This is a genomic window from Streptosporangium sp. NPDC051022 (genome assembly GCF_040683035.1).
GTDB lineage: Bacteria > Actinomycetota > Actinomycetes > Streptosporangiales > Streptosporangiaceae > Streptosporangium.
Genome location: NZ_JBFBCF010000026.1, coordinates 100430 through 114470, shown reverse-complemented (window position 1 = coordinate 114470; position 14041 = coordinate 100430). Strand labels below are relative to the sequence as shown.

The window sequence follows — 14041 nt, the reverse complement described above, 5'->3', positions numbered from 1 at the left end:
TCCCGGGACCGGCAAGGGGCCGGATGGGCCGACGTCCCGTATGACGCCGGATCCCGGGACCGGCCGAGGCCGGTGGTCATCAGCCGGCAGCCGTCAGCCGTCGGCCGGTTCGGCTCCGGGCTTCGGCGTGAGCATCCGGGGGATCCCCATCGCCATGATCAGCCCGATCAGCACCACGACCGCGGTGGCGGCGAAGGCCGTCTCGTAGGAGTAGGACGAGGCGATCTGCCCGGCCAGCAGCGGGCCGACCACCATGCCGAGGTCCGCCGCCATCTGGTAGGTGGCGATCGCGGTACCGCCCCGGCCCTGGGTCACGTCACCGACGGCGGCGGCCCCGCCGGTGGTGCAGAAGGCGGTGCCGAGTCCCATCAGGGCGAAGGCCGTCAGGTATCCGGGCAGTGCCTGCCACGTGGTTACCATGATCAGGCTGCCGAAGATCAGGCTCTCTCCCGCGATCAACGCCAGCCGGCGCCCCCACAGGTCGGCGATCCGTCCGGCGACCGGCAGGGTGACCGCCTGGAGCACCGCGCCGACCGCCAGGCCGACCCCGATCCAGCCGGGCCCGGCCTGCAGCACGTGCAGCAGGAAGAGCGGCAGCACCGAGACGCGGACCCCGAACACCGCCCAGCCGAGGCCGAAGTTCGTGGTCAGCGCGGCCCGGTACGACGGGTGCGCCAGCGCGCGGGCGACCGATATCCGCTGCCGGGAGGCGGCGGCCCGCTCCTGCGGCTCCTCCTCCCGCGCGGCGCGCGCCAGCGCGACCGTCGCGATGGTCCCGGCGATCGCGACCGCCACGCCGTAGACGAAGAACGGCAGCCTGGGCGAGATGCCGAGCAGCCCGCCGCCCAGCGCCGGGCCGGTCACCGTGCCGAGGTAGTAGCAGCCCTGGAACAGGCCGGTGGCCCGGCCCCGGGTCGCCGCCGGTGTCATCCGCAGCAGCAGGCTCATCGCCGAGACGGAGTACATCGCCGACCCGATCCCGCAGGCTCCCCGGAAGACGAGCAGCAGCGGGAAGTTCCAGGACAGCCCGGCGAGCACGCTGGTCACCGCGAGCAGCGCCATCCCGGTGGTGAGCACCTTCCGCTCGCCGAACCGGTTGACCAGCCAGCCGCCGGGGAGCCCGGTGGCCAGGCGCATGAAGGCGAAGGCCGACACCAGCGCGCCGACCGCCGCGCTCCCCACCCCGAACTCCCCGGCGAAGACCGGGATGGCCGGTGACTGGATGCCGAAGCCGACGGCGACGGTGAACGCCACGACAGCCAGGATCCCGACCTCTCTGGGCAGTTCCCGGAAATCCCGGAAGACTCCCACTAATCTCGCCGCCGCGCGATCTCGTCCAGCAGTTGGGGCACCACCGCGAACAGGTCCCCCACCACGCCGTGGTCGGCCAGCTCGAAGATGGGCGCCTCCGGATCCTTGTTCACCGCCACGATCGTCTTGCTGGTCTGCATCCCGGCGCGGTGCTGAATGGCGCCGGAGATCCCGAGGGCCAGGTAGAGCTGCGGCGACACGGTGACGCCCGTCTGGCCGACCTGGTAGGCGTGGGGATACCAGCCCGCGTCGACCGCCGCCCGGGAGGCGCCCACCGCGCCGCCCAGGGCGTCGGCGAGCCGCTCGACGAGCCCGAAGTGCTCGGCGCCGCCCAGTCCCCGCCCGCCGGACACCACGACCTCAGCCTCGGTCAGCTGCGGCCGGCCGGTGCTCTGCCGTACGGCGCGCGAGGTCACGCGGGTGCGCAGGGACGCCTCGTCGAGCTCCAGCCCGCCCCGGCCGACCGACGGCTCGACCGGCTCCGGCACGGGCGCGACGGCGTTCGGCTTGACGGCGATGATCGGGACACTGCGGGTCACCCGGGAAGTGACCTGGTAACCGGCCGCGAAGGCCCACTGGCTGACGACCGGGCCCGACGGGCCCGGCCGCACGTCCACGGCGTCGGTGAGCACACCGCTGCCCAGCCGTACCGCCAGGCGCGCCGCGACCTCCCTGCCCTCCGGGGTGGACTCCACCAGGACGGCCTCCGGCGCCGTGTCACCGGCCAGGTCGGCCAGGATCTGCACCCAGCCGACCGGGTGTTCCTCGAGGTTGTCCGCCTCGACCAGGTGCACGCGCCGCGCGCCGTACCGGCCGAGCGTCTCGAGCGCCTCAGCGCCCAGTTCGGTGCCCGGTCCGGCGCCCGCGCACACGGCGACCGGCGTGCCGAGCCGGCGGGCCAGGGTGAGCAGTTCCAGACTCGGCTTGCGGACCTGTCCCGCGACGTGTCCTACGAGCACCACGACCTCTGCCATGGCAACCCCTCCCTCAGATGAACTTCTGGCCGGACAGGAAGTCGGCGAGCCGCAGCCCGCCCTCGCCCTCGTCGGGCAGTGCGACGCCGGCCGTCCTGGGCGGGCGGGCGGTGATCTCGTCGACCACCGTGCGGGCCGCGGCGGCGCCCACCTGGTCGGCGGGCACCCCCAGGTCGGCGAGGCTCCAGGTCTCCAGGGGCTTCTTCTTCGCCGCCATGATCCCCTTGAAGGACGGGTACCGCGCCTCGCCGGTGCGGTCGGTCACCGAGACCACCGCGGGCAGCGGCGTCTCCAGCTGCTCCGTCGCCTCCGAGCCGTCGCGCCGGACGCGCACGGTGGCGGTCGCGGGCTCGACGGTCAGCTCGGCGGCGAAGGTGAGCTGCGGCAGCGCCAGGTGCTCGGCGAGCATCGCCGGCACCAGCGAGGTGGCGCCGTCGGTCGAGGCCATCGCGCAGAGCACGAGGTCCGGCTCCAGCCGGCGCAGCGCGGCGGCGAGCACCAGCGCGGTGGCCGGGGCGTCCGAGCCCGCGATCGCGTCGTCGCTGACGTGCACCGCGGCGTGACCTCCCATCGCGAGCGCCCTGCGCAGCGCCTCCGCCGCCGCGGCCGGTCCGACGGTCAGGTAGGTGAGGTGCGTGTCCGGCGCCGCGTCCACGACGCGCAGCGCCTGCTCGACGGCGTGCTCGTCCAGTTCGGACAGCCGTCCCTGGACGCCGTCGCGGTCGACCGTGTGGTCCGCGGTGAACCCGGGCTCCGACGCCATGTCGGGAACATGCTTGACACAGACAACGATCTTCACTGATTCACCGTCCCTGGAAGTTGGGCTTGCGCTTGGCGACGAACGCGGCGGCCGCCTCCTTGTGGTCCTCGCTGACGAAGGTGCCGCCCTCCAGGACGAGCCCCAGGTCGAGCAGGAGGTTCAGCCGCTCCCGCACGATCTTGTTGACCGTGGCCTTGGTGCCCTGGACCGCCAGCGGCGCGGCGTCCGCCAGCCGGCGCGCGACCGCGGTCGCCTCGTCCAGCAGCCGGTCGGCCGGTACGGCCCGCAGCGCCAGCCCCAGCCGGGCCGCCTCGGTCCCGTTGAGCCGGTCGCCGGTCATCAGGTAGTACCTGGCGGCTCCCAGCGGCATGGCCAGCGGCCAGGCGACCGCTCCGCCGTCGCCGGCGACCAGCCCGACCGAGACGTGCGTGTCGGCGAACTGGGCGTCCTCGGCGGCGATCACCACGTCGCAGAACAGGGCTATCGTCGCGCCCAGCCCCATGGCGTAGCCCTGCACGGCGGCGACGATCGGCTGCGGCACCGACAGGATGGTCTCCAGGATGTCGCGGCCGTGCAGGAGCTGGTAGACCTGCTGGGCCGGGCTGGGCCCGACCTTGTCGGCGGCCTGGTCCGCCATGTCCTTGATGTCGCCTCCGGCGCAGAACGCCCGGCCCTCGCCGCGGAGCAGTACGGCCCGCACCGTCGGGTCGGCGGCGACGTCGGCCAGTGCCCGGCCGAGGTCCCGCTCCAGCCCGCCGCCGATCGCGTTGAGCCGCTCGGGGCGGTTCAGCGCGATGATGGCCAGGCCGTCCTTACGGTCGACCAGCACCGTTGCGTACTCGCTCATCGATCCTCCCGGGTCATGGATATGCGGCTGATCATCTGGTTGCGGGCCTGATCCCGTCCCGGCGCGGCGGCGGCCAGGACCTGCAGCCGCGCCTCCTCGTCGAGCAGTTCGGCCAGCCCGACGTTCAGGCCGTGGTTGAGCAGTCGTTTGGTGAGTCCCACCGCGATGCCCGGCGTGCCGGCCATCCGGTGGGCGAGTTCGGTGGCGCGGGGCAGCAGCTCGGCGGCGGGTACCACCTCCGAGACGAGTCCCCAGGCGAGCGCCTCGGCCGCGGTGAGCGGCCCGCCGGTCGCCAGCCACTCGTAGGCGCGGGCGTAGCCGAGCAGGCGCGGCAGGAAGTAGGCGCCGCCCGCGTCCGGCACCAGGCCGATCGCGGTGAAGGCCGGGACGAACTTCGCCCCCTCGGCCGCGATCCGCAGGTCCGCGGCGGCGGCCAGGGACAGCCCGGCACCGGCGGCCGGTCCGTTCACCGCGGCGATCACGGGTTTCTCCAGGGCCGCCATGGCCAGCACGTGCGGGTGGTAGGCGTGGCGCAGCCCGCCGCGGGGGCCGGAGGTGTCCCGCGGGGCGCGCAGGTCGGCGCCCGCGCAGAATCCGCGGCCCGCGCCGGTGACGACGACCGCCCGGACGGCCGGGTCGGCCGCCTCGTGCCAGGCGTCGGCGAGCGCGTACAGGGTCGCCGCGTCCAGCGCGTTGAGCCGGTCGGGGCGGTTGAGCGTGACGGTGAGCACCGCACCGTCCCGCCCGGTCAGGACGGGGTCCGCACCGGCGGAGTCCGCCGGGCCCACGGATCCCTCGGCCCCCGCGGAGTCCACCGGCCCCGCGGGATCCGCCGGGCTCGCGTGGTCCGCCGGGCCCGTGGGGTCCGCGGGGCTCATAGGCTCTGCTCCGTTCCGAGGATCGCGGTCACCTGGCTGGAGAACTGGCCGCCGTTGCCGTGCGCGAGCGCGACGGTGGCGCCGGGCCGCTGCCTCTCCCCCGCCTCGCCCCGGAGCTGGCGGGTCGCCTCGATGATGGTGAAGATGCCGTACATCCCGGGGTGGCAGTAGGACAGGCCGCCGCCGTTGGTGTTGACCGGCAGCGCCCCGCCGGGCGCGATCCGGCCGCCGGAGACGAAGTCGCCTCCCTCGCCCTTGGCGCAGAAGCCCAGGTCCTCCAGGAACATGACGGTGTTGATGGTGAAGGCGTCGTAGAGCTGCACGACGTCGACGTCCGCGGGCCCCAGCTTCGCCATGGCGTACGCGCGGGCCGAGGACTCGGTCGCGGCGGTGACGGTGAGGTCGGGCATCTGGGAGATGGTGCGGTGCCAGTGCGCCTCCCCCGCCCCCAGCAGGTACACCGGCGGGCGGGGCAGGTCCCGGGCGCGGTCGGCGCGGGTCACCACGACCGCGCCGCCGCCGTCGGTGACCAGGCAGCAGTCCAGGGTCGACAGCGGGCTGGAGACGATCCGCGCGGCGAGGACGTCCTCGACGGTCAGCGGGTCGCGGGCGAACGCCTTGGGGTTGAGCATCGCCCACCGGCGGGCGGCGACCGCCACCTCGGCGAGGTGGGTGCGGGTGGTGCCGTACTGGTGCATGTGGCGGGCGGCGGCCAGCGCGTACCCGGTGATCGGCATGCGGGGCCGGTAGGCCGCCTCGTAGGAGGGCAGCTCCGGCGGCCCCATGGCGAGCCGGCCCCGGCCGCTGTCGGAGCGGGCGGTGCTGCCGTAGACGATCAGCGCGACCTCGCACGCCCCCGCCTCGATCGCCAGCGCGGCGTGGTACAGGTGCGAGACGAACGAGCTGCCGCCGACCATCGTGCCGTCGGTGTAGCGGGGCCGGACGCCCAGATACTCGCCCACGTCGAGCGGCGCCATGCCGCGTCCGGCGATCGCGCAGAACAGTCCGTCGACGTCCCGTGTGGACAGCCCGGCCTCGGCGAGCGCGGCGCCGGCGGCCTGTGCCGCCAGGTCGATGGCGTACCGGTCGGGGCCGACCTCGCCGAGGTCGGACTCGGCGACTCCCACGATCGCGGCCGCGCCGCGCAGGTCGGATCCGTTCATCACGCTTCCTCCGGATCGGCTTCGACGGTGAACACGACGCGCGGCCCGTCCGGCTCGACCCGGGCGCGTACCCGCGTCCCGATCCGCACGTCCTCGGCGGGGACGCCGACCACGGTGCTCATCATGCGGAACCCCTCGTCGAGGTCGACCAGCACGACCGGGTACGGCAAGCTGTCGCGCGGGGAGAGCACGCTGGTGGAGTAGACCGTGCCGAGACCGGCGCTCTCGCTCCAGCGCAGCTCGGTCGAGCCGCACTCGGGGCAGAGCACCCTGGGGTAGAACACCGCGGCCCGGCAGTTGTCGCACAGCTGGAACGGCACGGTGCCCTCGGGGCCCGAGACGAGCCGTTCGAGGTAGCCCCCGTGCGGGGCGAGCTCGGTCATGCCTCCTCCTCCGGCGCCCCGGCGGGGTAGGTCGCGGTCGCGCCGCCGCGGAGCACGAGCCTCGGCCCGCGCCCCTCGGCCTCGCTGTGCACGGCGAGCGCCACCTCGACCTCGGTGGCGCCGTCCGGGGTGCCGCCGGAGCGGAGCACCTCGCCGGTGAGCACCAGGGTGTCGCCGGGCCAGACCTGGTCCACGTACCGCACCGTGAAACGGCGCAGGTTCCGGCGGCCGAGCCAGGCGGCGGCGTATCCGCCGAGGACACCGGCCGTGAGCAGCCCGTGCCCGAACACCGAGGGGTATCCGGCGGCGCGGGCGAAGGTCTCGTCGTGGTGGATGGGGTTGAAGTCCCCGCCCGCCCCGGCGTACCGCACAAAGTCGGTACGGGTCAGCGGGCCGACCCTGTGGGCCGGGGCGGGCGTCACCGGGCCCGCCGGTGGCGCCTGCGGCGCGGTGTCCGCCGCGGTCTCCTGCTTGATCATCACTCCCCCAGTTCGATCACCGTGCTGCGCAGCCGCAGCACGGTCTCGTCGCGTTGGTTGACGAAGGTGTACTCGGTGACCACCAGCGTCATCGGGCCGCGGCTTCCGTTCTTGCTCAGCACGTCGGCGATCCGCGACCGGACGGTCAGCACGTCGCCGGCGACGATGTCGCCGAGGTACTCCCACTCGGCGCCCCCGGCCAGCACCCGCTTCAGGTCCATGCCGAGGACGTCGGGGCCGCTCCGCACGGCCCAGTGGCTGGTCACCGCGGAGAAGGTGGGCGAGACGGGCAGGTGCGCGTACCCGGCCGCCCGCGCCGCCTCGACGTCGTGGTGCACCGGATCGTCGTTCTTGACCGCGAGCGCGAACTCGCGCACCTTGCCGTGCTCCACCGGGAAGCTGTAGCTCGGGTACTCGTGGCCGATCAGGCCGCTGCGATCAACCATGACTCACCACGATCAGGGCGTCGGCGGCGTACACCGCGTCGTCGGCGACGCGCAGCGGGTTCACGTCGACCTCGGTCACCTCGTCCAGTTCCAGCGCGAGCTCGCCGAGGCCGACCATGACCCTGGCCACCGCCTCCCGCTCCGGCTCGGACAGGCCGCGCCGCCCGGTCACCAGGCGGCCGCCGAGCAGTTCCCGCAGGGCCGCCTGCGCGGTGTCGGCGTCGAACGGCGGGCGGAGCAGTACGGCCTCGCTGAGCACCTCCACGAGCACACCGCCGAGTCCGAGCGCGACCATCGGGCCGAAGACCGGGTCGCGGTTCACCCCGCAGGTCAGCTCCATCCGCGCGGGCACCATCTGCTGGACCAGCACGCCCTCGATGCGCGCCTCCGGTTCCCGGGCGGTGACCTCGGCGAGCATCTCCAGGTATCCGGCCCGGACCGCGTCCGCTCCGCGCAGGCCGAGCCGGATCGCCCCGACGTCGGACTTGTGCGGCAGCTGGTACGACATCACCTTGAGCGCGACCGGCCCGCCGATGCGCTCGGCCGCCTCGACGGCGGCGTCGGCGGTGGAGACCTGTTCCTCGCGGGTCACCGGCACGCCGTACTCGGCCAGGATCCGCTTTCCGGTCGACTCCAGCAGGGTCGTCTCCGTACCGGCGCCCGCCAGCAGCTCGCGGACGCGGCGCGCCCGGTCGCCGTCGGCGGTGAAGCCCGCCGGGCCGGGCACCGGCCGGCGGCGCGACTGCCGGGCGAGCGCGGCGAGCGCGACCATGGCCCGGCGCGGGTCGGTGTAGGTGGGCACCCCGGCCTCCTGGAACTGCTCGCTCCAGGCGGTGGACAGGATCGCGACCGGCTTGTCGATGCTCTGGTACATCTCCACGATCGCGTCGTTGGCCGGTCCGGGCCCGGCCCAGGTGACCGCCGCGACCATGTCGGTGGACGGGCTCTCCGCCACCGAGAACAGCACCTTCCGGTACGCCTCGGGCATCGCGGTGGTCTGCGCGGTGGTGTCGACCGGGTTGGCGGTGCTGCCGTAGAACGGCACCGGCATCTTCTCGGCCAGGGACTGCTGCTCCTCCTCCGGCAGCACCGGAACCGACAGCCCGGCCAGGCCCGCCTCGTCGGCGAGCAGCACTCCGGCGCCGCCCGAGGAGGTCATCACGGCCACCCGGTCGCCCCGGGCGCGGCGGCCGTCCTGGAAGATGGTGCCCAGGTCGAGCAGCTCCTCCATCGTCGAGGCGACGAAGACGCCGTACTGCCGGCAGACCGCGTCGAGCACCCCCGCCGAGCCCACGATCGAGGCGGTGTGGCTCATCGCCGCCCGCGCCGCTTCCTCGGAACGCCCGGCCTTGAGCAGCACCAGCGGCTTGTCCAGCTCGGCGGCGCGCCGCGCGGTCTCGATGAAGACCTCCGGGTCGCGCAGCGTCTCGGCGAACGACAGCAGCACCCCCACCTCGGGCCGCTCGACCAGGTGACGCAGCACGGCCGCCACGTTCACGTCGACCTCGTTGCCGGTGGAGACGAACCAGCCGAGCCGGAGCCCGGCGAGCACCGCCTTGTTGGTGATGTAGGAGCCGAAGCCGCCGCTCTGCGAGACGAGGGCCACCGGTCCCGGCATCGGCAACGGCTGGTCCACGGTGACCATGAAGTTCGCCATCACCCCGCCGTGGGTGTTCATGTATCCGATGCAGTTGGGGCCGATGACCCGGATGCCGGTCTCACGCGAGACCTCGGCGAGCCGGTCCTGCAGGGCCCGCCCCTCCGGCCCCGCCTCGGCGAAGCCGGAGGTGATGACGGTCGCGCCGCCGATGCCGCGCGCGGCGCACTCGGCGACCACGTCCACCACGGCGGGGGCGGGCACGGCGATCACCGCCATGTCCACGGGCTCGGGCAGGTCGGCGACGGTGCGGAAGGCCTGCCGGCCCTGGACCACCTCGTCCTTGGGGTGGACCGGGTGCACGTCACCGGAGAAGGCGCGCAGCAGGTTGGCGAAGACGGTGCCGCCGATGCGGGTCGGGCTGTTGGAGGCGCCCACCATCGCGATCGAGCGGGGGGAAAGGAGCCTGTCGAGTGCGGAACGGGATTCGTTGGCCGTCATGGCTCGGTCACCCCTCGGAGTTCGGTACTGGTCTTGGTCATGCTCCGGCCGCCTTTCGGGGGCGCGGTGGTGCTCGTGGTCCGGCCGCCTTCTGACAGGTGGCCGAATCCGGGGATGTTCGGGGGGTCGTGGGAGGTCACGGCCGGGTCGCCTCCTCGGCGTGCGGTCGAGGCGTCAGCTCACCCAGGATCGAAGCGGTGTGCTCGCCCAGGAGCGGGGCCGCGGCGGAGTCGGGGTCGGGGTATCCGCTCATGCGCAGCGGCTGGCGCACGTAGCGCCGCGGCCGGTCGGGCAGCGGCCGGTCCGACAGCGGCCGGATCGTCCCGCGGGCCGTCACCTGGGGGTCGTCGAGCGCGTCCTCGGGCCGGTGGACCGGGCAGGCCGGGACCCCGATCCGGTCGAACGTCTCCTGCCACTCCGCGCGGGGGCGGGTGGCCAGCGCCCCGGCCACCTCACCGGCGAGCTCGTCGCCCCTGGCCAGGCGTTCGGCCTGGCTCAGCCGCGCGTGGGCGGTCAGTCCGGTCACCTGGCACAGCGCCGCCCAGAAGTGGTCCTCGAAGCCGATGCCCAGCGCGATCAGCAGCCCGTCGGCGCACCGGTACATCCCGTATCCGGGTTCGCGGCCCGGTGCCGCAGCGGAGCCGTCCGGCCCGTTGAGCACCGGTTCGTACCGGAGCGACAGGATCGACATCAGCGCCTCCTGGGTGGACAGGTCGACGTGCGTGCCCCGCCCGGTCGCGGCCCGGCCGACCAGGCCGGCCAGTGCGCCCAGGGCGGCGTACAGCGCGCCGACGATGGCGCCCGTCTCCAGGTCGGGAGGCGGGAGCACCGCCTCGGGCCGGTCGCACAGGCCGCCCAGCAGACCGGCCACCGCCTGGAACATCAGGTCGTGCCCGGGCCTGTCGCGGTACGGCCCGTCCTGACCGAATCCGGAGAGGGAAACGTAGACCAGCCCGGGGTGGAGGGCGCTCACCCGGGGGTAGCCGAGGCCGAAGCGCTCCATGGTTCCCGGCCGGTACGCCTCGAACAGGACGTCGGCGGTGCGTACCAGCCGCAGCGCCGTCTCCTGGTCGGCCGGCTGTTTGAGGTCCAGGGTCACCGAGCGCTTGCCCCGGTTCAGGGCGTCGAACATGACGCCCTGACCGCGGGCCGGGTCCCCGGTGCCCGGCCGTTCGACCACGATCACGTCGGCGCCGAGGTCGGCGAGCATCATCGTCGCGTACGGTCCCTGGTACAGCGGGGCGAAGGTGACCACCCGTATCCCGTCCAGTGGCCGGCGCCCCGAGCTCACCGCCATCGTCAACGCACCATCATCCCGCCGCCGTCCACCGAGATCACCTGGCCGGTGACGTAGCCGGAGGCCGCCGAGGCGAGGTAGACGAAGGTGGGCGCGATCTCCTCGGGCTCGGCGTGGCGGCGCAGCGGCAGCCGTTTGATCCCGTCGGCGAAGCGCGGGTCGGTGCGCACCTTGAGCGTCATCTCGGTCGCCGCGGCGGGGGCCACCGCGTTGACGAGGATGTTGTAGCGGCCGAGTTCGCGCGCCGCGGAGCGCATCATGCCGAGCATGCCGGACTTCGCGGCAGCGTAGTTGACCTGCCCGATGGAACCGTTCTGCGCGGTGGAGGAGGAGGTGAAGATGATCCGCCCGCTCTCCCGCTCGATCATGTCGTGGACCACGGCCTGCAGCCAGTAGAACGAGCCGGACAGGTGCACCGCGATGACCTGGTCCCACTGCTCGTCGGTCATCTTGTGCAGCATCGCGGGGCGGGTGATGCCCGCGTTGTTCACCAGGACGTCGATCGGCCCGTAGGCCTCCTTGACGGTCGCCGCGGTCCGGTTCACCTCCGCCCGGCTCGACACGTCGCACGCCACGGCGAGCGCCTGCCCGCCAGCCTCGCGAATCCCGGCGGCCACCTTCTCGGCGGCCTCCTCCTGCACGTCGACGACCGCCACCCGCGCGCCCTCGGCGGCGTAGGCCTCGGCGATCGCGCGGCCGATTCCCTGGGCCGCGCCGGTCACGACGGCGACCTTGTCCTTCAGTTGCATTCCTCTGCTCCTACTTCTCACCGGTTGCCGGTGGTCAACTGCTCGTCCGACCGGCCCAGGTACACTTCGCGGATCACGGCGCCGTCGTCGAAGTCGGCCTTGGGGCCGGCGGTGACGACGCGTCCGTTCTCCATCACCACCACGTCGTCGGCTATCGCCAACGCGTTCTCCACCCGTTGCTCGACGAGCAGGATGGACAGTCCCTCGTCGCGCAGCGCGGCGACCATCGTGAGGACCTCGTCGACGATGGCGGGCGCCAGGCCGGCCGAGGGCTCGTCGAGCATCAGCAGCTTCGGCCCGGGCATCAGGGCCTGGCCGATGGCGAGCATCTGCTGCTGGCCGCCGGACATGCTGCCCGCCGGCATCCTGCGCCGCTGCGCGAGCACGGGGAAGCGCTCGTAGGCCTTCTCCAGCGCCTCGCGCCTGGCCGCGCTGCGCAGCCTGAGGCCGCCCAGCGCGTATCCGCCCAGGAGCAGGTTCTCCTCGACCGTGCGGGCGTGGAAGACCCGTTTGTTCTCCTGCACCAGCGCCAGCCCGGCGCGGATCCGCCGGTGCGCCGGGGTCCCGCTGAGGTCCCGCCCGTCGAGCACCACCGTGCCCTGGCTGACGGTCGGCAGCAGTCCCGCGATGGCGCAGAGCAGCGAGGTCTTGCCCGCGCCGTTGCGCCCGAGCACGACGGTGGTCCGTCCGGGGCTGACCGCCACGTCCACGCCCCAGAGCACCCGCAGGTCTCCGTATCCACCGGTGATTCCGACGGCCGACAGCATCACTGGCCTCCCTTCCGCGCGGCGGGTTCGGCGATCACGGCCGTTTCCGGCCCGGTGTCCGGTCCGGCGGGCCCGGTCTCCGGCTCCTCGTCGGTCGCGCCGGTGTACTCGGCGAGCACGCGGCGGTTGGCCTGGATCTCCGCCGGGGTGCCGGAGGCGATCAGCTGTCCCTGGCTCAGCACGTGGATGCGGTCGGCCAGTTTGAGCACCAGCGGGAAGTTGTGCTCGACGAGGATCACGGTGCCGCCCGCCCGGCGGATCATCTCGATCGACTGTTCCAGGACCACCAGGTCGCTCTCGTCCAGTCCCGAGCCGACCTCGTCGAAGAGGAAGACCCGGGGGCCGGAGGCGAGCGATCGGGCCACCTCGACCAGCCGGCGGGTGCCCAGCGCGAGCGAGTCCACCGGCTGGTCGGCGATGTCCTCGATGCCCAGCAGCCGCAGCAGCGCGAGCGCCTCGGCGTTGTCGTCGGCGTATCCGCGCCGGAAGGCGGGCAGCCGCAGCACCGCCGACAGGAGCCCGACCCGGTGCGTCACGTACCTGCCGGTGGCGACGAAGGCGAGCGTGTTCATGTCCTTGGGGATCAGCGGGGTCTGGAAGGTCCTGGCCACCCCGAGCCGGGCGATCCGGTACGTCGGCTGCCCGCCGATCTCCTCGTCGTCCAGCAGCAGCCGCCCGCCGGACGGCTTGTAGAAGCCGCAGATCAGGTTGAGCAGGGTGGTCTTGCCCGACCCGTTGGGCCCGATCAGGGCGGTCACCTCGCCGGGACGCGCCTCGATCGAGACGTCCTGCAGTGCCTTGTTGCCGCCGAAGGACTTGCTCAGCCCCTCGGTCCGCAGCACCGCACCGCGCAGCTGCCCGAGTTCCGGCTCCGCCTGGGCGGAGGCGGCGGCCGCCGCGGCGGCGGACGGGCCCGGCGGCAGCCAGCCGCGGCGGCGGGCCGCGGCCAGGCCGTCGTTGACGAGCCCGGCGAGACCGCGGTTGAACAGGACACCGGCCAGCAGCAGGAAGGCACCGTAGATGACCAGCTGCCAGTCCTGGAACTGGGTGAAGGTCTGCTGGCCGAGCTGCATCACCGCCGCGCCCGCCAGGGCGCCGTAGACGGACGTCGCGCCGCCGACGACCGAGGCGGCCAGCACGCTGAGCGCCAGGGAGAAGGTGAAGGTCTCCGGCGCGATGAACCCGTCGAGCATCGAGAACAGCGCGCCTGCCAGGGCCGCCGGGATCGCGCCGACGACGTACACGAGCAGCTTCAGCCGGTACACCGACACGCCCAGGATCGAGGCGAGGATCGGGCTCTGCCTCAGCACCAGGAACATGTTCCCGTGCCGGGAGAGCAGCAGGTTGCGGGCCACGGCGAACCACAGCGCGGTGACCACGAGGATCAGCACGTACAGCCGGTTGCCGGTGATCTCCATCCCGAACAGCGTCGGGACCGCCGCGGCCAGGCCGAGCGTGCCACCGGTGAAGTGCTCGAAGACGTCGATCAGGTTCGGCACCAGGATGACGAGGAAGAACGTCACCATCGCCAGCGACCAGCCGCCGAGCCGCAGACCGGGTATCCCGGTCACCAGCCCGACCAGGACCGCCGCGACGATCGCCGCGCCCAGCGCCAGCACCACGTTCGCCGTGCCGAACTGGACGCCCAGGTAACCGGCGACGTAGGCGCCGACGGCGTAGAGCGCGACCTGCCCCATGGCCAGCTCCCCGGCGTAGCCGAGGACGACGTTGAGGCCGCTGACGAGCAGGCTCAGGATCGCGATCAGCATCACCGTGCGCGACCAGTAGGCGTTGATCAGGCCCGTCGCGGGTCCGGCCATCAGGAGTGCCAGCAGGAGCAGAGCGCTCAGCGGGCGGAACCGCTGGATGAATGCGGCCAATGCGTTCAT

At 73.3% G+C, this 14041-nt stretch carries 14 protein-coding genes; all 14 read right to left on the bottom strand.

Features of this window, described 5'->3' with window-relative positions; genetic code table 11:
* Window positions 1-93: 93 nt before the first annotated feature.
* Window positions 94-1254 carry an MFS transporter gene (locus AB0N02_RS33615; protein WP_363954676.1) on the bottom strand — a complete coding sequence of 387 codons (1161 nt, stop codon included), beginning with the start codon at window positions 1252-1254 and terminating at the stop codon, window positions 94-96.
* A 56-nt stretch (window positions 1255-1310) separates the two neighbouring features.
* On the bottom strand, window positions 1311-2285 hold the full coding sequence (locus tag AB0N02_RS33610; RefSeq protein WP_363954673.1) for an electron transfer flavoprotein subunit alpha/FixB family protein: 975 nt from the start codon (window positions 2283-2285) through the stop codon (window positions 1311-1313).
* Between the two features lie 13 nt (window positions 2286-2298).
* A complete protein-coding gene (locus tag AB0N02_RS33605; RefSeq protein ID WP_363954671.1) occupies window positions 2299-3048 on the bottom strand; it encodes an electron transfer flavoprotein subunit beta/FixA family protein in 750 nt (249 codons plus the stop codon).
* A 40-nt stretch (window positions 3049-3088) separates the two neighbouring features.
* Window positions 3089-3892, bottom strand: coding sequence for an enoyl-CoA hydratase/isomerase family protein (locus tag AB0N02_RS33600; protein ID WP_363954668.1), 804 nt, complete (start codon window positions 3890-3892; stop codon window positions 3089-3091).
* Complete coding sequence (locus tag AB0N02_RS33595) at window positions 3889-4770, bottom strand: enoyl-CoA hydratase-related protein (RefSeq protein ID WP_363954665.1); 882 nt, start codon at window positions 4768-4770, stop codon at window positions 3889-3891. The genes AB0N02_RS33600 and AB0N02_RS33595 overlap by 4 nt, the downstream gene beginning before the upstream one ends.
* A complete protein-coding gene (locus AB0N02_RS33590) occupies window positions 4767-5933 on the bottom strand; it encodes an acetyl-CoA acetyltransferase (protein ID WP_363954662.1) in 1167 nt (388 codons plus the stop codon). The genes AB0N02_RS33595 and AB0N02_RS33590 overlap by 4 nt, the downstream gene beginning before the upstream one ends.
* Window positions 5933-6316: an OB-fold domain-containing protein gene (locus AB0N02_RS33585; RefSeq protein ID WP_363954660.1), complete on the bottom strand. Its 384-nt coding sequence runs from the start codon at window positions 6314-6316 to the stop codon at window positions 5933-5935. Before AB0N02_RS33585 ends, AB0N02_RS33590 begins: the two co-directional genes overlap by 1 nt.
* Window positions 6313-6795: a MaoC/PaaZ C-terminal domain-containing protein gene (locus AB0N02_RS33580; RefSeq protein WP_363954657.1), complete on the bottom strand. Its 483-nt coding sequence runs from the start codon at window positions 6793-6795 to the stop codon at window positions 6313-6315. Before AB0N02_RS33580 ends, AB0N02_RS33585 begins: the two co-directional genes overlap by 4 nt.
* Window positions 6795-7241, bottom strand: a complete 447-nt coding sequence (locus AB0N02_RS33575) for a MaoC family dehydratase N-terminal domain-containing protein (RefSeq protein ID WP_363954654.1) — start codon at window positions 7239-7241, stop codon at window positions 6795-6797. The genes AB0N02_RS33580 and AB0N02_RS33575 overlap by 1 nt, the downstream gene beginning before the upstream one ends.
* Window positions 7234-9339, bottom strand: a complete 2106-nt coding sequence (locus AB0N02_RS33570; RefSeq protein ID WP_363954651.1) for an acetate--CoA ligase family protein — start codon at window positions 9337-9339, stop codon at window positions 7234-7236. The genes AB0N02_RS33575 and AB0N02_RS33570 overlap by 8 nt, the downstream gene beginning before the upstream one ends.
* Window positions 9340-9475: 136 nt before the next feature.
* Window positions 9476-10636 carry a CoA transferase gene (locus tag AB0N02_RS33565; protein WP_363954648.1) on the bottom strand — a complete coding sequence of 387 codons (1161 nt, stop codon included), beginning with the start codon at window positions 10634-10636 and terminating at the stop codon, window positions 9476-9478.
* A gap of 2 nt (window positions 10637-10638) precedes the next feature.
* Window positions 10639-11385, bottom strand: a complete 747-nt coding sequence (gene fabG / locus AB0N02_RS33560; RefSeq protein ID WP_363954645.1) for a 3-oxoacyl-ACP reductase FabG — start codon at window positions 11383-11385, stop codon at window positions 10639-10641.
* A gap of 17 nt (window positions 11386-11402) precedes the next feature.
* Entirely contained in the window at window positions 11403-12152 is a 750-nt protein-coding gene (locus tag AB0N02_RS33555; RefSeq protein ID WP_363954642.1) for an ABC transporter ATP-binding protein, read from the bottom strand.
* Window positions 12152-14041 carry an ATP-binding cassette domain-containing protein gene (locus AB0N02_RS33550; protein ID WP_363954639.1) on the bottom strand — a complete coding sequence of 630 codons (1890 nt, stop codon included), beginning with the start codon at window positions 14039-14041 and terminating at the stop codon, window positions 12152-12154. The genes AB0N02_RS33555 and AB0N02_RS33550 overlap by 1 nt, the downstream gene beginning before the upstream one ends.

What these genes read in the sequence shown, in the direction of transcription:
- AB0N02_RS33610 (WP_363954673.1), bottom strand. Translation starts at nt 2,285, where the DNA reads ATGGCAGAGGTCGTGGTGCTCGTAGGACACGTCGCGGGACAGGTCCGC.
- AB0N02_RS33605 (WP_363954671.1), bottom strand. Translation starts at nt 3,048, where the DNA reads ATGGCGTCGGAGCCCGGGTTCACCGCGGACCACACGGTCGACCGCGAC.
- AB0N02_RS33600 (WP_363954668.1), bottom strand. Translation starts at nt 3,892, where the DNA reads ATGAGCGAGTACGCAACGGTGCTGGTCGACCGTAAGGACGGCCTGGCC.
- AB0N02_RS33595 (WP_363954665.1), bottom strand. Translation starts at nt 4,770, where the DNA reads ATGAGCCCCGCGGACCCCACGGGCCCGGCGGACCACGCGAGCCCGGCG.
- AB0N02_RS33590 (WP_363954662.1), bottom strand. Translation starts at nt 5,933, where the DNA reads ATGAACGGATCCGACCTGCGCGGCGCGGCCGCGATCGTGGGAGTCGCC.
- AB0N02_RS33585 (WP_363954660.1), bottom strand. Translation starts at nt 6,316, where the DNA reads ATGACCGAGCTCGCCCCGCACGGGGGCTACCTCGAACGGCTCGTCTCG.
- AB0N02_RS33580 (WP_363954657.1), bottom strand. Translation starts at nt 6,795, where the DNA reads ATGATCAAGCAGGAGACCGCGGCGGACACCGCGCCGCAGGCGCCACCG.
- AB0N02_RS33575 (WP_363954654.1), bottom strand. Translation starts at nt 7,241, where the DNA reads ATGGTTGATCGCAGCGGCCTGATCGGCCACGAGTACCCGAGCTACAGC.
- AB0N02_RS33570 (WP_363954651.1), bottom strand. Translation starts at nt 9,339, where the DNA reads ATGACGGCCAACGAATCCCGTTCCGCACTCGACAGGCTCCTTTCCCCC.
- AB0N02_RS33565 (WP_363954648.1), bottom strand. Translation starts at nt 10,636, where the DNA reads ATGGCGGTGAGCTCGGGGCGCCGGCCACTGGACGGGATACGGGTGGTC.
- fabG (WP_363954645.1), bottom strand. Translation starts at nt 11,385, where the DNA reads ATGCAACTGAAGGACAAGGTCGCCGTCGTGACCGGCGCGGCCCAGGGA.
- AB0N02_RS33555 (WP_363954642.1), bottom strand. Translation starts at nt 12,152, where the DNA reads ATGCTGTCGGCCGTCGGAATCACCGGTGGATACGGAGACCTGCGGGTG.
- AB0N02_RS33550 (WP_363954639.1), bottom strand. Translation starts at nt 14,041, where the DNA reads ATGAACGCATTGGCCGCATTCATCCAGCGGTTCCGCCCGCTGAGCGCT.